The sequence below is a fragment of the Pseudomonas sp. AC193 genome, from assembly GCF_979258075.1.
The window spans coordinates 5159934-5181649 of the sequence record NZ_OZ409832.1; the positions used below are offsets into that span (position 1 = coordinate 5159934).

A 21716-nucleotide genomic window follows, 5' to 3' on the forward strand; every position below is an offset into this window, starting at 1 on the left:
CGTCAGCCTTTAGCCAGACTGCGTTCCATACCGGATGACCATTGTTCGATCATCGCAGCACCCATCGCGGCGAACGCCGGATGACTGGCGCCGTACTCCGCCATTTCGCCCATTGCCACCTGCATACCGTTAGCGACTTGCTGCAGTAATTCATTGCAACGCGCCTCCGTCAGATTGCAGGCCGTACGACCAAACCGCATCAGCATTTTGTGCTTGGGCCAAGCCTTCGAGCCACCCAAGAGCAACGCCATACTGTCGTTCTTTATGTAGACCGATGTGGTGATGATGTCGTATGCGGGCGCGAGTCTGATTGTCGATTCCTCGCCGCAGCTTTCGTAAAGCACGCCGAAGTTTTTGAGATGAGCGTCGCCGTTTTTCACGCCTGCGGACAAAGCCACAATCTTGAAAAAAGCTTCCAGCGCCAGATTGAGCAATGCAGGCGAAACAAACGCTTTGATCTGCCGGGCCGCGCCTTCGTAAGAGCCGTCGTATTTGGCTTTCGACGGCCAACCGTTGAGTACGCAGAAGTCCTCAAAACCCAGGTAGCCCGTAGCGCTCAAATCAAAGCGCTCGATAACCAGAAACCTGCCATGTTCGCTGAGCTCGAAGTTCGGCACTTCTAGCCCGCAGTGTTGCGCGGCACGCATGCAGAAGTATTCGTTGGTCGCCAAGTGCGGATATTCATCAGCCCGAAAAGCTTTGACCAAATGGGTCGATCCCCGATGCGTCAGACGATCAATCGCAGCCGCACTGTCACGTACCAGCACTTTAGGCTGCACCCCGGACACTCCGGAATACTGGCCATAGGTTTGCAACAGATCCTCGAACAGGCCTTGCGCACCATCGTGCACCAGCAGATCGGCCAGCGACGTTTCAGGCGGGCGATCCGTCATCGATGGGCTGGCAATGGATAACCGACCGAGCTGATAGGGGCCGACAATGGCCAGCAATGCAAAGTCATCGAAGCCGCGAACTGCTTTGCTGAAACGCCGAACCAGCTCATCACGAAGGGCGCCTTCGGGCAGATTCATCTCGAAAACCGGATGAATGCCATGCTCCCAACGATAACTCTCCAGCCGGGACGGCATTGTCAGTGACACGGCATTTCCAGCACTGGTTTCTTCGCGGTAACTGAAGACGCTGTCGACTCGATCTTGCCCGCGCGCCAACGTTCCCACCGCTTGCCCACCGACACAGACATTTAATCGATCTGACGACTCAATCATGGAAGTTGACCTTTTGCAGCGTATCGAGTGTCGGTCGACGAGACTGACGCGGAACCGCAGTCAGCTCATAGCCAAAACCGTTGAGGATCGCTTCGACTTTGCGTAGGCCGATTTCCGAAATAGTGTTGTTTTCGATCCCCGAAATCGTCGCGCGGCTCATTCCGTATTGCTGAGCCAGTGCCTGCTGGGTCATTTTGTTCGCCTTGCGCAGGGCTTTGATCAACTCGCCAAGCTGTTCCATAGGGCTTCCTGCATCAAATATGGTGCAAATTTAGATATATGTTTAATTTGCATCGCATTTGATGCACTCACTGAACAAGATTAGCCTAGTTCCCAGTGATCACGAAGCAATCACTTGCTCAGCACAAACCCCAGCTCAAAAACAGTGCCGTCAGCATCACTACTCACCCGCACCTGTCCCCCATGCAACTGCATGATCGACTGCACAATCGCTAGCCCCAAGCCACCCGAATCCCCCGGTTCTGCCCGTGAAGGATCGACGCGGTAGAAGCGGTCGAACAGTTTGCTCAGATGTTCCTGCGCAATCGCCGGGCCAAGGTTGTGCACTTGCAACCAGCACTCACCCGGCTCGTCGCGGCGACGCAGACTGATCACCGATCCTTGATCGGCATGACGCACGGCATTGGCCAGCAGATTGCCGAGCGCCCGTTGCAACAGTTGCTGATCGGCAAGCAGTTCACCGTGCAATTGATTGTCGAGCCGCACGTCACGGTCATCCGCCAAGGCTTCAAAATAATCACACAGCTCACCGCCAACGCTGTGCAAATCCAGGGTTTGCAGACTCAGCGCGCGTTCGGCCTGTTCTGCCCGGGCGAGGAACATCAGGTTTTCCGCCATGCGCTTGAGTCGTTCGAACTCTTCCATGTTCGAGGCCAGCACTTCCTGATATTCCTCGGTGCTGCGCGGATGATTCAGCGCCTGGCCGTTACTGGCGAGCAAGGTGTGCAACGGCGTGCGGATTTCGTGGGCGAGGTCGGCGGAGAACTGCGACAGGCGCTGCACGCTGTCGTCCAGCCGCGCGAGCATGCCGTTGAGCGCCTGCACCGGTTCAAGCAATTCTGCCGGCGTGCCATTGGCAGGCAGGCGTTGATCAAGGCTACGCAGATCGATGCCGCGCACCGCTTCGCTCAACTGCCGCAACGGTTGCAGGCCTCGGCGCAGTAAGAGCAAGCCCAAGGCAAAAGCGAGCAACGCACCGAGGCCAACCGACAGGTACAAGCGCATGCGATAGCTGCCGAGCATCTGCTCACGCTCGCTCAGCACTTTGCCGGCAATGACCGTCAGCGGCTCGCCGTTCGGCCCCTGCGCTTCGCCGGACAACAGCGCCAGTTCAGCACCGTCCGGCGCTTGCCACGTGAGTACATCGGGACGCTGCGGCGTTTGCTCGCGGCGGATGGCGTTCAGTGCGGGCAACTCGCGTTGCCGTGGATTGATCGCGATCACGCTCGATCCGTCGGCGCGGCGCACCAGCAACAGGCTGTCGAGATTGCCGAGCATGTTCTGATACAGCCGAGGCCGCGCCTGCAAAGCGCCGAGGCTGTCGCTGTCGGCGAGCAAGGCGCGCACTTGCTCGAGTCGACCGAGCAACGCGAGGTCGTCGCGGTAGGCGATTTCCGAGGCCAGCGAGCGGTAGAGAAACACGCCAATCGCGCTCAGCACCAAGGCGCAAACAATGGCGAACGCCAGCGCCAGTCGCCAGGCGATCGACTTAGAGCGCATCGTCCGGCGCTTCCAGTTGATAACCGACACCGCGCACGGTGTGGATAAGTTTGGGCATGTACGGATCATCGACTTTCGAGCGCAAACGCCGCACGGCGACTTCGACCATGTTGGTGTCGCTGTCAAAATTCAGGTTCCACACCTGCGAAGCAATCAGCGTGCGCGACAGCACTTCGCCCTGGCGACTGGCGAGCAGTTGCAGCAGGGCGAACTCCTTGTTGGTCAGGGCGATGCGCTGGCCATTGCGGCTGACGCGGCGGCGCAGCACATCGATTTCCAGATCGGCGATGCTGTACGACTCGGCTTCGCGCATCGGCCCGCGGCGCAGCAAGGTGCGCACGCGCGCGAGCAGTTCGGCGAAGGCGAAGGGTTTCAGCAAGTAATCGTCGGCGCCCAGTTCGAGGCCGCGCACACGGTCTTCGATGGCGTCCTTGGCGGTGAGGAACAGCACCGGCGTGGCGCCGCGCTGGCGGATCAGCTGCAGCAATTGCCAGCCATTGAGGCCGGGCAGCATCACGTCGAGGATGATCAGGTCATATTCCTGCTGCTCGATAAAGTAGCGCCCATCGAGGCCATTGAGCGCCACGTCCACGGCAAAACCCGACTCGCCCAGGCCTTTGGCGAGGAAATTTGCGGTTTTGGCTTCATCTTCTACGACCAGCAAACGCATGGCACACCTCGATTGATAGGCACACAGGCTAGGCGCCTTCGGCGACGTTGCCCATTACAAACTTGTAATCCAACTGACGAGGTTCTGACGAAGACCGGCGATTAAGGTACGGCCTTCGCTTCTGGAGCTTGTCCATGACCCTGAAATTCTTGCTCGCCAGCCTGACCCTCGGCCTCAGCGCCGGGGTTTACGCCAGCCCGGAACTGCCGCGTCACGCTGACCTCGACCTGAAAACCGCACGTCTGCTCGCCGACACCGCCATGACCAATTGCACCGGCACGGTGTCGGTGCTCGATCGCGGCGGCAACTTGCTGGTGACCTTGCGCGGCGACGGCGTCGGCCCGCATAACACCATTGCCAGCCAACGCAAGGCGTACACCGCGCTGTCGACCAAAACCGCCACCCGACTGTTCGCCGAGCGTGCTCGCAGTAACCCGGAAACCGCCAACCTCAACACCCTCGACGAATTGTTGTTGCTCGGCGGCGGGATTCCATTGTTCCTCGGCACTGAACTAGTGGGCGCGATGGGCGTGGCCGGTTCCGGCGGCGGTGAGCAAGACGAAAACTGTGCGATCAAGGCTGCCGAAAAAACCGGCTTGGCCACCACCCGTTCCCAATAAGGAGATGCATCGATGAATACTTTGCGCATGACTTTCGCCGCGCTCGGCCTGAGTGCTTTCTCAAGCCTGGCGCTGGCCGCTGGCAACCCGTTGAGCGTGCACGTGCTCAATCTGGAAAACGGCCTGCCGTCGCCGGGCATCAACGTGACTTTGGAGAAACACGTTGGTCAGGACTGGCAGCCGCTGGCTCAGGGCACCACCAATGAACAAGGGCGCATCGCCGAACTGTTCCCGGCCAAGCAGCCTTTTGAGGCGGGTGAATACCGCGTGGTGTTCAAGACTGGCGAGTACTTCAAGAAGGTCAAGCACGACACGTTCTTCCCGGAGATCCCGGTGATTTTTGAAGTGAAGCAGACCGATCAGCACTACCACATCCCGCTGCTGCTGAGCCCGTACGGTTTCTCGACCTATCGCGGCTCGTAAGATAAACACAGATCCTTTGTTGGAACTGGCAACTGTGGCGAGGGGATTTATCCCCGATGGACTGCGCAGCAGTCCCATTTTTCAGGGCCGCTGCGCGCCCCAGCGGGGATAAATCCCCTCGCCACAGGGGCCAGTTCCAACAGTGGATCGGCGTGAAATTCTAGATCGTGGCCAGGGCGCGCAATCGCGCAGCATCAAGGATTTCGATCTCACCATACCCGAGCCCGATAATTCCTTGCCCCTGCAAATCCTTGAGGATCTGGTTAGTGGTCTGCCGCGACAGCGACAGCATCGACGCCAGTTGCTCCTGCGGCAGCTGCAGCACTCGGCGCGGCGCGTCGAGTTCGCCGTAGCCTTCAGCGATCATCAGCAAGCGGTGCGCCAGGCGTGCCGGGGCTGGTAGCAGGCTCAGTTGTTCCAGGTTGATAAAGGTCAGGCGCAGTTTGTGGCTCATCAACAGCGCCAGGTGACGCCAATAAACCGGGTGTTCATCCAGCAATTTCAGCAACGTCGCCTGCGGGATATTCAGCAGCGTACACGGCCCGACTGCATACGCATCATGGGTACGCGGCTGACCATCGAACAGGCAGATTTCGCCAAACCAATGCGGCGCCTCCACCAGACTCAACAGCGCCTCTTTGCCCTGCTCACTCACCGCACCAATGCGCACCGCGCCTTCGAGCACCGCGTACAAACCGCACGGCGCATCGCCACGCTGAAACAAACGCTGCCCTGCCGTCAGCCGCCGCTCCCGGACCGCCGCCAGCAAGCTATCCTGAAAGGACACCGGCAGATGACTGAACCACTGGCCGCTCATCAGCCGTGAACGAATTTGCATAAACACTCCTGGATTGTCGCCTGCCTGACAGAGCGAACCCTGATCCCGAGGGATGATGCGATCAACCCTACCGGAGGAACAACAATGAAAAGCCTCGTCGACCATCTCAGTCAATACGCCGCCTACCACCGTGATCCGCGCAACATCGCCAGCCACTTTATCGGCATTCCGCTGATTGTGGTGGCTGTGGCGGTTTTGTTGTCGCGGCCGGAATGGTCGCTTGGCGGCTTGTGGATATCTCCAGCCGTTATCGTGGCGCTGGCCTCGGCGTGGTTTTACCTGAGACTGGAAGTGAAGCTCGGCGTATTGATGACCGCGCTGATGGGCCTGTCGGTCTGGGCCGGGCACGTCTTGGCGCAGCAGAGCACCATGGTCTGGCTTAGCAGCGGGCTGGCGATGTTTGTGGTGGGCTGGGTGATCCAGTTTGTCGGGCATCACTATGAAGGGCGCAAACCGGCATTTGTAGATGATGTGTCGGGGCTGATTGTCGGGCCGCTGTTTGTCGTGGCCGAACTGGTGTTCATGCTCGGGATGCGGCATGAGTTGAAAGAGCAAATCGAGGCGCGGGCGGGGGTTGTGCGAGTTAATCCGAACGGCAAAGCGGCGGTTTAGGCCGCTTGAAAGATCGCAGCCTGCGGCAGCTCCTACCGCGGGGTTGGTCGATCACAAAATGTGTGACCAACCGAAACCCCTGTAGGAGCTGCCGCAGGCTGCGATCTTTTGATCTTAGAGGCTGGCGACTTTCTGCCAGACCTTCGGCTTGAAGAACAGGGTCTCACCCTTGGCCAAGCCGATCAGGCTGTCGTGGTCTTTCACCACTTCGGCCTCGATCAAATCCGTCTGCCCCTCAACCTTCAGCGTCACCCGCGTGGTCGCGCCCAACGGCCGGATATCGCGCACCTCTGCCGCATGGTGATCTTCCAGCTCATGCCTCGACAACGACACTTCGTGCGGGCGGAACAGCACGTGATTGTCGTCGCTCAGCAGCAAGCGGTTCGAATCGCCGAGGAAGTGATAAACGAAATCGCTGGCCGGGTTTTCATAGACGTCGCCCGGTGAACCGATCTGCTCGATCACACCCTTGTTCATCACCACGATACGGTCAGCAACCTCCATCGCCTCTTCCTGGTCGTGGGTCACGAACACCGACGTCAGGTTGATGTCTTCGTGCAGACGCGCCAACCAGCGGCGCAATTCCTTACGCACCTTGGCATCAAGGGCGCCGAACGGCTCATCCAGCAGCAACACTTTCGGCTCCACCGCCAAGGCGCGAGCCAGCGCAATACGCTGACGCTGACCACCGGACAACTGCTCCGGATAACGATCCGACAGCCAATCCAGCTGCACCATGTTCAGCAACTCATGAACTTTGACCGCTATCTGGCTTTCGCTCGGGCGCTGGTTTTTCGGTTTCATGCGCAGGCCGAACGCGACGTTGTCGAACACGGTCATGTGGCGGAACAAGGCGTAATGCTGGAACACGAAACCGACGTTGCGATCACGCACGTCGTGGCCCGAGACGTCTTCGCCGTGGAAAACGATGTTGCCCTGATCCGGGGTTTCCAGGCCGGCAATGATCCGCAGCAGCGTGGTCTTGCCGCAGCCCGACGGGCCGAGCAGCGCGACCAGTTCACCGCTGTGAATGTCCAGGCTGATGTTGTCCAGCGCCTTGAACGCATTGAAATTCTTGCTGACGTTACGCACTTCGATCGACATGAATTATTCCTCCGCGGCGCTGGCGCGCAGGCGGTTGATACGGTTTTCGCTCCACTGCTTGGCCAGCAGGATGAAGAGCGCCAGGATCAGCAACAGGCTCGCCACGGCGAACGCGGCCACGTGGTTGTATTCGTTGTAGAGGATCTCGACGTGCAGCGGCAAGGTGTTGGTCACCCCGCGAATGTGCCCGGAAACCACCGACACCGCACCGAATTCACCCATGGCCCGCGCGGTACACAGCACCACGCCATAGATCAGGCCCCACTTGATGTTCGGCACGGTGACATGCCAGAACATCTGCCAGCCATTGGCGCCGAGCAGTCGCGCGGCTTCTTCTTCCTGCGTGCCTTGTTCCTGCATCAGCGGGATCAGCTCACGGGCCACGAACGGCACGGTGACAAAAATCGTCGCCAGTACGATGCCCGGCAAGGCGAAGACGATCTGGATGTCGTGATCCTGCAGCCATGGCCCGAACAGGCCCTGCGCGCCGAACATCAGCACGTAGACCAGACCGGCGATCACCGGCGACACCGAGAACGGCAGGTCGATCAGCGTCACCAGCATGCTCTTGCCACGGAACGAGTATTTACTCACGCACCACGCGGCGCTGACGCCGAACACCAGGTTCAGCGGCACCGAAATCAGCACGGCGAACACGGTGAGTTTCAGTGCCGAGAGTGCGTCCGGTTCAAAGATCGCGGTGAAAAATGCACCGAGGCCATTCTTCAAACCCTGCGATACAACGATGAACAACGGCAGCAGCAGAAACAGGAAAAAGACCAGCCAGCCAAGGCCGATCAGGACTCTGCGCGAAGTGGCACTGCCACGGCGTGCAGCGTTGGCCGAAGAGGCGGCCGCAATAGACGATTGGGACATTGTTCGCGCCTCCTTATGGGGTTTCGATGCGCCGCTGCAGCAAGTTGATCAGCAGCAACAGGACGAAGGAAACCACCAGCATCAACACGCCGATAGCGGTGGCGCCGGTGTAATCGTATTGGTCGAGTTTGACCATGATCAGCAGCGGCAGGATCTCGGTTTTCATCGGCATGTTGCCGGCGATGAAAATCACCGAACCGTACTCGCCGACGCCACGGGCGAACGCCAGGGCAAAACCGGTGAGCCAGGCGGGCAGCAGCGCGGGAACGAGGATGTGGCGGAACACCTGCAGGGGTTTCGCACCGAGGCACGCGGCGGCTTCTTCGACTTCACGAGGGATGTCGGCCAGTACCGGCTGCACCGTGCGCACCACGAACGGGAGCGTGACGAAAGTCAGCGCCAGGGTGATACCGAGCGGGGTGTAAGCGATTTTGAAACCAAGGTCAGCGGCGAATTGCCCGACCAGACCGGCCGGAGCGTACAGCGCGGTCAGCGCGATACCGGCTACGGCGGTCGGCAGCGCGAAGGGCAGATCGATCATCGCGTCGATCACCTTGCGCCCCGGGAACGTGTAACGCACCAGCACCCAGGCCAGCAGCGTACCGATGATGCCGTTGATGATCGCGGCACACAGCGCGGTGCCGAAGCTCAGCTTCAATGCCGCCAGCACGCGCGGTGCGGAGATGATCGCCCAGAACTGATCCCAGGTGAGTTGAGCGGCGTGGACGAACATCGCCGCCAGCGGGATAAGCACAATCAGGCTGAGGTACACCAAGGTGTAACCCAGCGTCAGCCCGAAGCCGGGTATGACGGGGGAGATACGACGCGACATAAAAGTCCTTGGTTAAAAACGCATCAATGTGGGAGTGAACCCTGTGGTGAGGGGATTTATCCCCGATGGGCAGCGAAGCTGCCCCAAAACCATCACATGCGGTGTATCTGGTTTCCGCATTTGCCGATTTTGGGGCTACTGCGTAGCCCAACGGGGATAAATCCCCTCGCCACAAAAGCCCGCTCCCACAGTTTTGTAGTCAGATTACTGCGCCTGATAAATCTGGTCGAACACGCCACCGTCGTTGAAGAATTTCGGTTGCGCAGTTTTCCAGCCGCCGAAGTCTTTGTCGATGGTCACCAGATCCAGTTTCGGGAACTGCTGGGCGTATTTGGCGGCGACTTCTTTGTCACGCGGACGGTAGAAGTTCTTCGCGGCGATTTCCTGACCGGCCGGGCTGTACAGGTGTTTCAGATACGCTTCGGCGATCTGCTCGTTGCCTTTTTTCTCGGCGTTCTTGTCGACCACGGCCACTGGTGGCTCGGCGAGGATCGACAGCGAAGGCACGACGATGTCGAACTTGTCGGCACCGCCGTCTTCTTTCAGGGCCAGGAACGCTTCGTTTTCCCAGGCCAGCAACACGTCGCCCTGACCGTTGTTGACGAAAGTAATGGTCGAACCGCGCGCACCGGTGTCGAGGATCGGCACGTGCTTGAACAGGGTCTGTACGTATTCTTTGGCCTTGGCTTCGTCACCGCCATTGGCTTTCAGGCCGTAGGCCCACGCGGCGAGGAAGTTCCAGCGTGCGCCGCCGGAGGTTTTCGGGTTCGGGGTGATCACCGAGACGTCGTTCTTGACCAGATCGCCCCAGTCCTTGATGCCTTTCGGGTTGCCCTTGCGTACCAGGAAGACGATGGTCGAGGTGTACGGCGTGCTCGCTTCCGGCAGACGCTTCTGCCAATCGGCCGGCAGGGTCTTGCCGAGTTTGGCGATTTCGTCGATGTCGCCGGCCAGGGCCAGAGTCACCACGTCAGCGCGCAGACCGTCGATCACCGCACGGCCCTGCTTGCCCGAACCACCATGGGATTGCTGGATTTTCACGGTGTCGCCGGCATGATCTTTCTGCCAGAACTTGATGAACTCGGCGTTGTAGTCCTGATACAGCTCGCGCGTCGGGTCATACGACACGTTGAGCAGCTCGTAATCCTTGGCAACGGCAGAACCGGCAAACACAGCACTGGCCAGGGCGGCCAAAGCGTAACGGCGAATCGACGACATGGTGAAAGCTCCTGGAATTCGGGTGGTGGCTTTTTTCTTATGTATTTCGCAAATCGTGGTGCCGGTTCAAAGATCGCAGCCTTCGGCAGCTCCTACACACACAGCCCCCTGTAGGAGCTGCCGCAGGCTGCGATCTTTTGATCTTCACTCAGCCCGGTTGCTTACCCGGTTGCTGCAAACGGAATTTCTCTTTGCGTTCGATCTGCACGACTTGCGCGTTGTGCACAGTGATCTCCACCGCGCCAAATCGCAGATCGCGCAGAGCGCTCTGGATTTCACGCAAAATGGTGGTTTCGTCCTGACCGTCAACGCTGCGAAGGGATGCGCTCATGGTGCTGCTCCTTTGAATGGGATATGCCTGGCAGTGGGCGGCACTGCGTTCGGCGTGGGAGCAATATAAGAGAGGCGCGGATATTCTTAAAAAGACTATTTAAGAATGTTTATATAACTGAAAAACATTATGTGGCGGGGCAAGGGTTTGCGCCGATCTGTGAGCGACAGATAACCCTGTGGCGAGGGGATTTATCCCCGTTGGGTTGCGAAGCGACCCCGAAAATTTGGGACTGCTGCGCAGTCCAACGGGGATAAATCCCCTCGCCACAGGTTTTGTATTCACCACAGGTTTTGTGTGCACCCAGGTTTTGTGTCAGCTGTCAGCCAATAACGGGGGCTTTCGTCCAGTCAATTTCGGTCGCAGGGCTCGGCCGCCCAAACCAATACCCCTGCCCCAGCTCACATTCCTGCTCCAGCAAAAACACCGCCTGCTCCGCCTGCTCGATCCCTTCGGCGTGCACCTGCATCCCCATGCTGCGCGCCAGCGCGATGATGACCCGAACAATCGCCGCATCATCTTCATCCCACGGCAAACCCGCGACGAAACCCTGATCAATCTTCAGCTTCTGCACCGGCAAGCGCTTGAGCCGCAACAGCGACGAATAACCGGTACCGAAATCATCAATCGCCAGACGAATCCCCAATTCACGCAAGCGGTGCATCTGCTCCAGCGCCACTTCCGGATCGTCCATCACCGCGCTCTCTGTAACTTCCAGCTCCAGATACGCCGGATCCAGCCCAGTATCGCGCAGCACCTGCGCCACTTGTTGATACAGCTCACGCCGCGCAAACAATCGCGACGAAACATTTACCGCGACAAACGACAGCACCACCCCGGCCCGCTGCCACTCGCACATTTGCTGGCAAGCCTGCTGCATCACCCAGGCATCGATTTCGGCGATTAACCCGGTGCGCTCGGCAATCGGGATGAATTCCGCCGGCGACACCAGTCCACGCTGCGGATGCTGCCAGCGCACCAGCGCTTCAACGCCGATCAGGCGACTGGTTTTCAGGTCATGCACCGGTTGGTAGTAGACGCGCAGCTCTTGCAGTTCCAGCGCCCGGCGCAGTTCGAAAGCGATTTCGACCCGTTGCTGAGCGTGAGCGGTGAGCTCTTCGGTGTACAAGGCGTAACCGTTGCGCCCGCTGTTCTTGGCTTTGAACAGCGCGGCATCGGCGTTGCGCAGCAGTTGTTCCGCGCTCAAGGCATCGCTGGGGAACAGGCTGATGCCGATGCTGGCATTGATGAACAGTTCGTGGCCGTCGATGCAGAACGGTTCTTTGAAGCCATCGAGAACGCGTTGGGCCAGCGCCGCCGCTTGCGCAGGCTGTGGACAACTTTCCGCGAGCACCGCGAACTCATCACCACCGAGCCGCGCCAGGGTGATGCCGGGGCCGAACAGTTCCTGCAACCGCGACGCCACCGCTTTGAGTAGCCGATCACCGACGTTATGCCCGAGGCTGTCGTTGATCATTTTGAAGAAATCCAGATCGATCAGCAGCAGCGCACAGCCACGTTTGTGGGTCTGCGCAGACGTCAGCGCTTGCTCGGCGCGATCGCTGAACAGCAGGCGATTGGGCAGATCGGTCAATGGGTCGTGGTGGGCGAGGTGTTTGAGTTCGTGCTCGGAATCCTTGATCGCGGTGATGTCGGAGAACACCGCCACATAATGGCTGACCTCACCGCGATCATCGTGAATGACGCGAATGGTTTGCCATTGTGGATAAATCTCGCCGCTTTTACGCCGGTTCCAGATTTCGCCGCTCCACTCTTCCTGCGACGCCAACGTGGCGAACATCGCCTGATAGAAGCCCGGCGGATGGTGGCCGGACTTGAACAGGCTCGGCCGTTGACCGATGACCTCTTCACGCTGATAACCGGTGATTTCGATAAAGGCGCGGTTAACGTGGACGATCAGCCCCTGACGATCGGTGACCAACACGCCTTCGCGGGTGCAATCGAACACGGCCGCCGCCTGCCGCAGACGCTCGCGATCAGCGTGACGTTCGCGCAACCGCGCTCCGATACCGAGAAACTCACACAACCGCGCGCGCGCCAGAAAAATCAGCCCGGCGCTGACCGCCGCAAACAGATAACCGTTGATCAGTTGCCAACGAGCAAGATCGACGGAGTTATCGAAGAAATTGTTTAATAAATAATCAGAACCTTGCAACCAGACAGCGGCAAGCACGAGATAGAGCAGCGCTGCACGCAAGGCATCGCGATAAGTGGCAGACATTCGGCTGTCCATGTCCCTACAAAAAGGTTGGAATTATAGGCCAAGTAACATCCAGCGACTCTTATCTGAAAGGGCGACTGGTTTTATCTGTGTGCTTAGTGATAATGCAACGGCTGTTTTTATCTTTATCGAGGGCCCTATAGCCTATGTGGTACGAAGGTTTTCTTGGCTTGTCGGCCTGGTCTCTGGTCGCGGTCACCCTGCTGATGACCCACGTGACGATTGTAGCCGTCACCGTCTATCTGCACCGTTATTCGGCCCATCGCTCGCTGGAGCTGAATGCTGGCCTGAAACATTTCTTCCGTTTCTGGCTGTGGCTGACCACGGCGCAGAACACCCGCGAGTGGACAGCCATCCACCGTAAACACCATGCCAAGTGCGAAACCGAAGACGACCCGCACAGCCCGGTCATCAAGGGTCTTTCCACCGTGTTGCGTACCGGCGCCGAGTTGTACCGCGCCGAAGCGCAGAACCCGGAAACCCTGCGCATCTACGGCAAGAACTGCCCGGAAGACTGGATCGAACGCAACGTCTACAGCCGTTATCCGCTGCTGGGCGTGGCGATCATGGGCGTTATCGACCTGATGCTGTTCGGCACCATCGGCATCACCATCTGGGCGATCCAGATGATGTGGATCCCGGTGTGGGCCGCTGGCGTCATCAACGGTCTGGGCCACGCTGTTGGCTATCGCAATTTCGAATGCCGCGACGCGGCGACCAATCTGGTGCCGTGGGGCATTCTGATCGGCGGCGAAGAACTGCATAACAACCATCACACCTACCCGAACTCGGCCAAGCTGTCGGTGAAGAAGTGGGAGTTCGACCTCGGTTGGGCGTGGATCAAAGTCTTCAGCTTCTTCCGTCTGGCCAAGGTTCAGCGCGTTGCACCGATCGCCCACCGTGTCGAAGGCAAGGGCAATCTGGACATGGACACCGCGATGGCGATCCTCAACAACCGCTTCCAGATCATGGCGCAGTACCGCAAATTGGTGATTGGCCCACTGGTTCAGCAAGAACTGGCCAAGGTCGATCACTCGGTGCGTCACCAGTTCCACCGGGCCAAGCGCCTGCTGTCGCGGGAAACCAGCCTGCTGGAAGACCGCCACCACTTGCGCATCCAGAACATGCTCGAGCACAGCCAGGCATTGAAGGTGATTTACGAAAAACGCCTGGCCCTGCAGCAGATCTGGGTCAAGACCAGCTCCAATGGACACGACATGCTCGCCGCCATCAAAGAGTGGGTTCACGAAGCGGAAGCCAGCGGCATCCAGTCTCTGCGCGACTTCGCCGGCCAGTTGAAAACCTACTCCCTGCGCCCTACCGCCTAAACACCGGCCCCAAGTAGGAGCTGCCGCAGGCTGCGATCTTTTGATTCTATTTGTTGAAATCAAAAGATCGCAGCCTCGTTTCACTCGACAGCTCCTACAGGTGTGCCGCGATGGCCACTTGGCAGGATCCGTTAAAAACCGGGAACTTCGCCCATAATCCCCTATCTCAAAGACACTTCGCCATCCCGGCGGGCTGTTCTGTGGCCGTTGTCGATTGCGGCACGCCCTTTGAGACTTGTGCCGATGGTCAATAACAACCAAAAAGACTCATCTTTCCCGCAGTGGCCCGAAGCCGCGCAAACCCTCATGGCCTTGATGCACGCCCAAGGCGAAGTCGCCCGTTTGAGCGAACGCGAACAGCTGTTCAGCTCGCTGCTGGTCAGCGTCAACGCCGTGCTTTGGGCGTTCAACTGGGAAACCCGTCAGGTGCTGTACGTCAGCCCCGCGTATGAACGAATTTTCGGCCGCTCCGCCGGCCTTCTCCTCGCCGACTACAACCAGTGGCGCGACAGCATCTACCCCGACGACCTCGAATACGCCGAACGCAGCCTCGCCGAAGTCCTGCACAAGGGCGCGGTGGAAGATCGCGAATACCGCATCATCGCCGCCGATGGCCAGATCCGCTGGCTCAGCGACAAATGCTTCATCAATCGTCAGGACGATAGCGGGCAACCGGTGATCATCGTCGGCATTGCCGAAGACATCACCGAAAAGAAGCAGATGGAAACCGAGCTGCATCGCCTGGCGACCACCGACGTACTCACACAAAGCAGCAACCGCCGACACTTCTTCGAATGCGCCCACCGCGAGTTTGAAGAGGCGCGGCTGCAAGGTTCGCCGATGGCGTTTCTGTTGCTGGACATTGATGACTTCAAAGTGATCAACGACAGTTACGGGCATCCCGAGGGCGACAACGTGTTGCAGCGAGTCGCCGAGTGCGGGCGGGGATCTTTGCGTCGCGGTGATCTGTTTGGGCGGATTGGCGGGGAGGAATTTGCGGCTGTGTTTCCAGGGTGCGCGCCGGACATGGCGATGCAAGTCGCGGAACGCTTGCAACAGGAGATTCAACGTCTGAGTTTCAACCACGATGGCCAGACGTTCAGTATCACCGTCAGCCAGGGCCTAACCAGCCTCACCGACGAAGATGAAAGCCTCGACAGCCTGTTCGCCCGCGCGGATGCAGCGATGTACGAAGCCAAGCGCCAAGGCAAGAACCGCATTATCTCTGCCTGAACACGAACACAAACCCTGTAGGAGCTGCGGCACGCTGCGATCTTTTGATCTTGTTTTAAAGATAAAAAGATCGCAGCGTGCCGCAGCTCCTACAGGGGAGTTGTGTGAAATGTTACTTACGCATCCGCATCAACTCCGGCAAGCCGATCTTGAGTAACCGCGCCGTGCGGCTCTTCGCCAGCTCTTCGATTCCTTCATGCTCAGTCAGGTGCGCCATTTGCGCCGCCATGTTCATCACCAGCGCTTCACGGGAATACACCCCGCCACCGAGTTGATACACCGCCGCAATCAACTCACGCAGCTCCAGCGGCAATCGCCAGCGCGTGCGCAACGCCGAGCCATATGCCGCACCAAACTCCGCGAGCGCCTCGCCGACTTCTTCCAGCTCGTCCAATGCCCCACCGGCCTGCTGCCATTCCTGCAAACAACGCAGCAACGCCAGATCACCCAACCGATGCAGCATCCCCGCGCAGTAGCAGCGCTCCTGATCCAGATCGAGCAAACGCGCCAACGTGCGCGCGTATTCAGCGGTGTGCAGCGAAAGCCCCCAATAACGCTCGGCATAATCCGCCAGACACGGATCGCTGAGCCTGGCGCTACGCTTGAGCGCCAGCCCCAGAATCAAGTTCATGCTCTGCCCGGTACCGAGCCGGTGCAGTGCCTGCGCCAATGTCTGCACTGGCGCACCATGGTGCTGCGCCGCGCTGTTGGCGGCAGCGATCAACACGGCAGTGATCTGCGGATCGGTTTTTATCTCATCTTCGAGCACCTTCAGATCCAGCCCGCCAGGGTTGAGGCTGCGCTTCACCGCCACTTGCACATCGGTCATCAGCGGCGCGCCGTCGGCCTGCTCACGGCGTCGCTCGAGAAACACTGACAACGTCATACCCGGCGCCAGCGCCGGCACTTCGCAGAACACCTCTTCCCCGGCATTGAGCAGCAACCCCTGCAAACGCTGGGTCAGGCTTTCCATGTTCAGCGGTTTGGTCAGGTACGCTGTCGGCGCCAGCGGAATCGCTTCGCGCACGCTGGCGCTGTCGTTGCGGCTGCTCATCAGAATGAACGGCAGCGGCGGATTGCGTTTGCGCTGCCGCACGCTGCGCAGCACATTCAGACCATCGACGCCGGGCAGCTCCCAGTCGACGATGGCGAGGTCATACGGCACTTCGCTGAGCAACGACATCGCTTGCTGGCCATCGGCGCACAGATCCAGCCGCGCATCGCAACGCACGTTCAGCAGCACTTGTTTGAGCAGGTCGCGCGACCACGGGTCGGCCTCGGCAATCAGCACTCGGGGTACGGCGGGTAAATCAACGGCAGTCATGCGCGCTCTCCCTTGCAATGCCTGAACCTTAGCCAATGCTGGCCTTTCGATACAGTGCTAAAGCCCCCGATGTGTTTCAAGGGGCGTAAAAAAACCCGCCGAAGCGGGTTTTTTGTCGATCAGGTCACACTGGGTGATCAGAGCTCGGAGAAGCACTCTTCGATGATCGCCAGACCTTTGTCCAGTTGCTCGTCCGGCGAGGTCAGCGGTACGAGTACGCGCAGAACGTTGCCGTAGGTGCCGCAAGACAGCAGGATCAAACCCTTGTCGCGTGCCTTGGCCACAACCGATGCCACTGCTGCAGCGTTCGGCTTGTGGCTGTCGCCGTTTTCGAACAGCTCGACAGCGATCATCGCGCCCAGCGCACGGACTTCACCGATCACCGGGTACTTGGCCTGGATAGCCTTCAGGCCAGTCACCAGACGCTCGCCGACTGCTTTGCAGCGATCCAGCAGGTTCTCTTCTTCGAACACTTCCATCACGGCCAGCGCAGCGGCGCAAGCGATCGGGCTACCGGCGTAGGTGCCGCCCAAGCCGCCTGGAGCAATGGCGTCCATGTATTCGGCCTTGCCGCAGACACCGGCCAGCGGGAAGCCGCCAGCGATGGATTTGGCGAAGGTGGTCAGGTCGGCAGCAACGCCCATCTGTTCCATGGCGAAGAAGGTACCGGTACGGCCAGCGCCAGTCTGTACTTCGTCAGCGATCAACAGGATGCCGTGCTGGTCGCACAGAGCGCGCAGGCGCTTCATGAACTCCTTCGGCGCGACGTAGAAACCACCTTCACCCTGCACAGGCTCGATGATGATCGCGGCGATGTCTTTCGGCTCGGCGTCGTTCTTGAAGATGCGTTCGATGGAAGCGATCGAATCGTCGATGCTCACGCCGTGCAGTTCGTTCGGGTACAGCGCGCGGAAGATGCCGCCTGGCATCAGGCCCATGCCGGCCGAGTAAGGCACGACTTTACCGGTCAGGCCCAAGGTCATCATGGTGCGACCGTGGTAAGCGCCGGTGAAGGCGATCACGCCGGCACGGCCAGTGGCGGCACGGGCGATTTTCACGGCGTTTTCGACGGCTTCGGAACCGGTAGTGACCAGCAGGGTTTTCTTGGCGAAATCACCCGGGATCTTCGCGTTGATTTTTTCGCACACTTCTACGTACGGCTCGTAAGCCAGAACCTGGAAGCAAGTGTGGGTCAGCTTGTTCAGTTGTTCGGTCACGGCAGCGATGATTTTCGGGTGCACGTGGCCGGTGTTCAGTACTGCGATACCGCCGGCGAAGTCGATGAACTCACGACCTTCAACGTCAGTCACGGTAGCGTTTTTTGCCGACTCAGCGAAGATCGGGTGAATCTGGCCAACACCACGTGGAACAGCTGCGGTACGACGGGCCATCAGTTCAGCGTTAGTCTTGCTCATTACAGTCCTCATTCACCGCTCATCGGGCGGCGTTGTTCAAGGATTAAGCGGGAGGAAGCGACGGTGGCAGCATGCGATGATCGACTGCCACGGCGTTCCCGGCCGCAGAGAAAAATCCGGTTTGAAACGACGCAAAGGGACAGCGCTCTCGTGCCCTTTGCGTTTGCAGCGATCTTTGACCGGGCTTAGATGCCCAGGCAGAGGTATTTGATTTCCAGGTAATCTTCGATGCCGTACTTGGAGCCTTCACGGCCCAGGCCCGAAGCCTTGATGCCACCGAACGGCGCGACTTCGTTGGAGATCAGCCCGGTGTTGACGCCAACCATGCCGTATTCCAGCGCTTCCGCGACACGGAACACACGACCCAGGTCGCGAGCGTAGAAGTAAGAAGCCAGACCGAACTCGGTGTCGTTGGACATCGCGATCACTTCGGCTTCGTCTTTGAAGCGGAACAGCGGCGCCAGCGGACCAAAGGTTTCTTCCTTGGCCACAGCAGCATTTTTCGGCACGTTGGTCAAAATGGTCGGCTCGAAGAAGTTGCCTTCCATCGCCTTGCCACCGGCCAGCACGGTCGCGCCTTTGGCTACGGCGTCAGCAATGTGCTCTTTGACCTTGGCCACAGCTTTTTCGTCGATCAGCGGGCCAGTGGTGGTGCCGTCTTCCAGACCGTTGCCGATCTTCAGTTTGGCCACAGCCACTTTCAGCTTCTCGGCGAACGCGTCGTAGACCGAATCCTGAATGTACAGACGGTTGGCGCAGACGCAGGTCTGGCCGTTGTTGCGGTATTTGGAAATGATCGCGCCTTCGACGGCCTTATCCAGATCCGCGTCGTCGAACACGATGAACGGCGCGTTACCGCCCAGTTCCAGCGAGACTTTCTTGATGTCCTTGGCGCATTCAGCCATCAGCTGACGACCGATTTCGGTCGAACCGGTGAAGGACAGTTTGCGCACGATCGGGTTGCTGGTCAGCTCGCTGCCGATGTCGCCGGCGCTGCCGGACACCACGCTGAACACGCCCGCAGGGATGCCGGCACGCTGAGCCAGTTCGGCCAGAGCGAAAGCGGAAAACGGTGTTTGCGAAGCAGGCTTGAGCACCATGGTGCAACCGGCAGCCAGTGCCGGGCCGGCTTTACGGGTGATCATCGCGGCCGGGAAGTTCCACGGGGTGATCGCGGCGGTCACGCCGATTGGCTGCTTGATCACGATCAGACGCTTGTCTGGCTGGTGGCCCGGAATCACGTCACCGTAGATGCGCTTGGCTTCTTCGGCGAACCACTCGATGAACGAAGCGGCGTAAACGATTTCGCCCTTGGCTTCGGCCAGTGGCTTGCCCTGTTCGAGGGTCATCAGGCGCGCGAGGTCGTCCTGATTCTCGATCATCAGTTCGAACCAGCGACGCAGCTTGCCCGCACGCTCTTTGGCGGTCAGTGCACGCCAGGCCGGCAGCGCTTTGTCAGCGGCTTCGATGGCACGGCGGGTTTCGGCGGCGCCCATTTTTGGCACGGTACCGAGGATTTCGCCGGTGGCCGGGTTGTTAACCTTGATCGTCTGACCGTTGTCCGCATCGACCCAAGCGCCATCAATGAAGGCTTGCTGGCGGAACAACTGGGTGTCTTTAAGCTGCATGTCGGCTTTCCTTAACAGCACCGCGGCCTGCGCGGAGCAAATTATGATTGTAGAAAGGCGCCTCGCAAGGCTGCCGTCAGGGAAATCAGTGACCGGGTGTGGCGCATCAACCGTGGACGATTCGAACCACTGGCGCTTCAACACCCGCTCAACGAGCGTTTGAAATCTCAAACGGATCGTAGGATCAAAGGGGTTAAAGGACAATAGGTCGTTCGAAAAAAAGAACAAAAACGCCGCTTTTGCCGGATTTTTCAGATCAACGAGCCAAAACCCGTTGCCGCAGCAAAACCATAGATCAACCCCGGGAAAGCGCCAAGCGAGGGTTTTGCAGGACGTTACAGCTTTAAGGAATACAGTGATTTCAGCGGACACGCGCACTGACAAACCCCAGCATGGACGCCCCGAGCCGACCTAGGTATGATGTCGCCCGCTGCACCAGTAGCTCAGCTGGATAGAGTACTGCCCTCCGAAGGCAGGGGTCGTGGGTTCGAATCCCGCCTGGTGCACCAAATATCTGTTTCGGCCTGTCTCTAACAGTTTTCGAAACCTCCAAGAGGCCCGCCCAGTGCGGGCTTTCTTGTTTCTGGCTATATCTCCTAGTTCATTTCTATATCTTCCCTTCGTGTATGCCAGCTTGTATGCTGGTTAGAAATTCGAACCTGAGGCATACAGGCATGAAGCGTAGCGAGATAAAACGCCGCCCGCTGGCCGACACAACCCTCGCCAGTCTTGAGCCAGAGCGCGCGGCCTACCGTGAACATGACGGCCAAGGCCTGTACTTCCGGGTCAAGCCAAACGGCGGGAAGTCTTGGGAACTGCGTTACAAGAAGCCAGACGGTAAGTGGTCATGGCTTGGCCTTGGCAGCTACCCCGAGGTCAGCGGCTCAGGCGCCAGGAAGAAGACTGCGGATCTGCGAGCCGATGCCGCCGATGGAATCAATCCACTGACCGCCAAGCATGCGCGCAAGGCTTCCGAGCTAGAGGCCGCCAATAGCACCTTTGAAGCACTGGCGCGGGAGTGGATCGAGATCCGCCGCCCGGGCTGGGCGCAGAGCACTGCCACTCGCACCATCGGTGCGCTGGAACTGCATGTCTTCCCAGTGTTTGGGCGGCGCGTGTATGCCAGCATTCTTCCCATCGAATGGATGGAGTTTTTGCAAGGCATGGAGCGGCTTGGCATCATCGAACAGATGGGCCGAGTCCGCCGATCCTGCAAAGAGATTTATGACTTGGCCCGCGTCACGGGACGCACCATACATAACCCGCTGGAAGGACTGAGCCGCTTCCTTCAATCCAAGCCCGCTGAGAATTATGCCCACGTCTCCGCTAAGGAACTGCCCACACTTCTGCGGGCTATCAGTGCGTACCCTCACGCCCACGATCTGCGACTTGGTCTGCGCCTGCTGATGCTGACCGGAGTGCGCCCTAGTGAGCTTCGAGAAGCCCGCTGGGATGAGTTCGACCGCAAGGCTGGTCTGTGGCTGATTCCCGCCGATCGAATGAAGAAACGCCGCCCTCACACCGTGCCTCTTTCTGTCCAGGCTCTCGATGCTCTAGAGCAATTGCAAAAATTAACTGGGGCTTACCCGTTGCTGTTCCCGGGGCGCAATGACCGCACCAAACCACGCAGCAATATGGCATTCAATATGGCTCTTCGCAGGATGGGTTACGCAGGCCGCCAAACAGGCCATGGGTTTCGCCATATCGCGTCCACCACTCTGCGAGAGAATGGCTTCGCCAAGGATCATGTAGAGGCGCAGCTCTCTCATGTTGAAGATGGTGTTTCCGGCGTTTACAACAAGGCCACCTACGTGGAGCAACGCCGAACCATGATGCAGTGGTATGCCGATCACCTGGACGACTTGGAGAAAAGCAATGTGGTGCAAGGCAACTTCGGTAGGCCAGTGTAGGTAAGCGACTCGCACCCTTCCCTATGCCTTGTAGAGGGATATAGACTCGCGCCATACCTTCAAACTGACAGTATCAGCGTTTTTGGCTGGCCTAGCCCGACGGAATGGAAAGTGGACTCCTCATCCGCCCAGCCAGTCGATCTATC

General features: G+C 59.1%; 20 protein-coding genes and 1 tRNA gene. 7 read left to right on the plus strand and 14 right to left on the minus strand.

Features of this window, described 5'->3' with window-relative positions; all coding sequences use genetic code 11:
• Positions 1-2 precede the first annotated feature (2 nt).
• The 4 genes from ACZZ0D_RS23215 to ACZZ0D_RS23230 form a co-directional block, all read right to left on the minus strand.
• Positions 3-1226, minus strand: coding sequence for a type II toxin-antitoxin system HipA family toxin (locus ACZZ0D_RS23215; RefSeq protein ID WP_463554383.1), 1224 nt, complete (start codon positions 1224-1226; stop codon positions 3-5).
• Positions 1219-1467 carry a helix-turn-helix domain-containing protein gene (locus tag ACZZ0D_RS23220; RefSeq protein ID WP_007917667.1) on the minus strand — a complete coding sequence of 83 codons (249 nt, stop codon included), beginning with the start codon at positions 1465-1467 and terminating at the stop codon, positions 1219-1221. Before ACZZ0D_RS23220 ends, ACZZ0D_RS23215 begins: the two co-directional genes overlap by 8 nt.
• Before the next feature lie 110 nt (positions 1468-1577).
• Positions 1578-2966 (minus strand): heavy metal sensor histidine kinase, encoded by a 1389-nt coding sequence (locus ACZZ0D_RS23225; protein ID WP_463554384.1) that lies wholly within the window; start codon positions 2964-2966, stop codon positions 1578-1580.
• A complete protein-coding gene (locus ACZZ0D_RS23230) occupies positions 2956-3636 on the minus strand; it encodes a heavy metal response regulator transcription factor (protein ID WP_053116476.1) in 681 nt (226 codons plus the stop codon). The genes ACZZ0D_RS23225 and ACZZ0D_RS23230 overlap by 11 nt, the downstream gene beginning before the upstream one ends.
• A 134-nt stretch (positions 3637-3770) precedes the next feature.
• Between ACZZ0D_RS23230 and ACZZ0D_RS23235 the strand changes: the two genes are divergently transcribed.
• A complete protein-coding gene (locus tag ACZZ0D_RS23235; protein WP_426618690.1) occupies positions 3771-4256 on the plus strand; it encodes a GlcG/HbpS family heme-binding protein in 486 nt (161 codons plus the stop codon).
• Positions 4257-4268: 12 nt separating this feature from the next.
• On the plus strand, positions 4269-4679 hold the full coding sequence (gene uraH / locus ACZZ0D_RS23240; RefSeq protein WP_016987599.1) for a hydroxyisourate hydrolase: 411 nt from the start codon (positions 4269-4271) through the stop codon (positions 4677-4679).
• A gap of 160 nt (positions 4680-4839) precedes the next feature.
• On the opposite strand, the gene ACZZ0D_RS23245 is transcribed toward uraH, so the two are convergent.
• A complete protein-coding gene (locus ACZZ0D_RS23245) occupies positions 4840-5517 on the minus strand; it encodes a Crp/Fnr family transcriptional regulator (protein WP_463554385.1) in 678 nt (225 codons plus the stop codon).
• 84 nt (positions 5518-5601) lie between these two features.
• Between ACZZ0D_RS23245 and ACZZ0D_RS23250 the strand changes: the two genes are divergently transcribed.
• Entirely contained in the window at positions 5602-6129 is a 528-nt protein-coding gene (locus ACZZ0D_RS23250; protein WP_463554386.1) for an Mpo1 family 2-hydroxy fatty acid dioxygenase, read from the plus strand.
• Positions 6130-6243: 114 nt separating this feature from the next.
• Here the strand turns inward: ACZZ0D_RS23250 and ACZZ0D_RS23255 are convergent, their stop codons facing one another.
• The 6 genes from ACZZ0D_RS23255 to dibA form a co-directional block, all read right to left on the minus strand.
• Complete coding sequence (locus ACZZ0D_RS23255; protein ID WP_122594084.1) at positions 6244-7233, minus strand: sulfate/molybdate ABC transporter ATP-binding protein; 990 nt, start codon at positions 7231-7233, stop codon at positions 6244-6246.
• 3 nt (positions 7234-7236) lie between these two features.
• On the minus strand, positions 7237-8109 hold the full coding sequence (gene cysW, locus ACZZ0D_RS23260; RefSeq protein ID WP_034151824.1) for a sulfate ABC transporter permease subunit CysW: 873 nt from the start codon (positions 8107-8109) through the stop codon (positions 7237-7239).
• Between the two features lie 13 nt (positions 8110-8122).
• Positions 8123-8941 carry a sulfate ABC transporter permease subunit CysT gene (gene cysT / locus ACZZ0D_RS23265; RefSeq protein WP_008080019.1) on the minus strand — a complete coding sequence of 273 codons (819 nt, stop codon included), beginning with the start codon at positions 8939-8941 and terminating at the stop codon, positions 8123-8125.
• Between the two features lie 204 nt (positions 8942-9145).
• The gene (locus ACZZ0D_RS23270; RefSeq protein ID WP_008080017.1) at positions 9146-10159 is read right to left on the minus strand and encodes a sulfate ABC transporter substrate-binding protein; all 1014 of its coding nucleotides are present in this window, start codon (positions 10157-10159) and stop codon (positions 9146-9148) included.
• Positions 10160-10307: 148 nt separating this feature from the next.
• Complete coding sequence (gene oscA / locus ACZZ0D_RS23275; protein ID WP_034151822.1) at positions 10308-10490, minus strand: sulfur starvation response protein OscA; 183 nt, start codon at positions 10488-10490, stop codon at positions 10308-10310.
• Between the two features lie 322 nt (positions 10491-10812).
• Positions 10813-12732 (minus strand): phosphodiesterase DibA, encoded by a 1920-nt coding sequence (gene dibA / locus ACZZ0D_RS23280; protein WP_463554387.1) that lies wholly within the window; start codon positions 12730-12732, stop codon positions 10813-10815.
• Positions 12733-12878: 146 nt separating this feature from the next.
• Between dibA and desA the strand changes: the two genes are divergently transcribed.
• Together desA and ACZZ0D_RS23290 are read left to right on the plus strand one after the other, a co-directional pair.
• The gene (gene desA, locus ACZZ0D_RS23285) at positions 12879-14060 is read left to right on the plus strand and encodes a delta-9 fatty acid desaturase DesA (protein WP_159811956.1); all 1182 of its coding nucleotides are present in this window, start codon (positions 12879-12881) and stop codon (positions 14058-14060) included.
• Between the two features lie 243 nt (positions 14061-14303).
• Complete coding sequence (locus ACZZ0D_RS23290) at positions 14304-15293, plus strand: GGDEF domain-containing protein (RefSeq protein WP_053116468.1); 990 nt, start codon at positions 14304-14306, stop codon at positions 15291-15293.
• Between the two features lie 112 nt (positions 15294-15405).
• On the opposite strand, the gene ACZZ0D_RS23295 is transcribed toward ACZZ0D_RS23290, so the two are convergent.
• The 3 genes from ACZZ0D_RS23295 to gabD form a co-directional block, all read right to left on the minus strand.
• Positions 15406-16617 (minus strand): response regulator, encoded by a 1212-nt coding sequence (locus tag ACZZ0D_RS23295; RefSeq protein ID WP_053116467.1) that lies wholly within the window; start codon positions 16615-16617, stop codon positions 15406-15408.
• 137 nt (positions 16618-16754) lie between these two features.
• On the minus strand, positions 16755-18032 hold the full coding sequence (gene gabT / locus ACZZ0D_RS23300; protein WP_008080000.1) for a 4-aminobutyrate--2-oxoglutarate transaminase: 1278 nt from the start codon (positions 18030-18032) through the stop codon (positions 16755-16757).
• A 185-nt stretch (positions 18033-18217) separates the two neighbouring features.
• Positions 18218-19660 carry an NADP-dependent succinate-semialdehyde dehydrogenase gene (gene gabD / locus ACZZ0D_RS23305; RefSeq protein WP_053116466.1) on the minus strand — a complete coding sequence of 481 codons (1443 nt, stop codon included), beginning with the start codon at positions 19658-19660 and terminating at the stop codon, positions 18218-18220.
• Positions 19661-20092: 432 nt separating this feature from the next.
• On the opposite strand from gabD, the gene ACZZ0D_RS23310 reads away from it, so the two are divergent.
• Both ACZZ0D_RS23310 and ACZZ0D_RS23315 read left to right on the plus strand, forming a co-directional pair.
• Positions 20093-20169 (plus strand) — tRNA-Arg (locus ACZZ0D_RS23310).
• A gap of 165 nt (positions 20170-20334) precedes the next feature.
• The gene (locus ACZZ0D_RS23315; protein WP_463554388.1) at positions 20335-21570 is read left to right on the plus strand and encodes a tyrosine-type recombinase/integrase; all 1236 of its coding nucleotides are present in this window, start codon (positions 20335-20337) and stop codon (positions 21568-21570) included.
• The last annotated feature ends 146 nt before the right edge of the window (positions 21571-21716 follow it).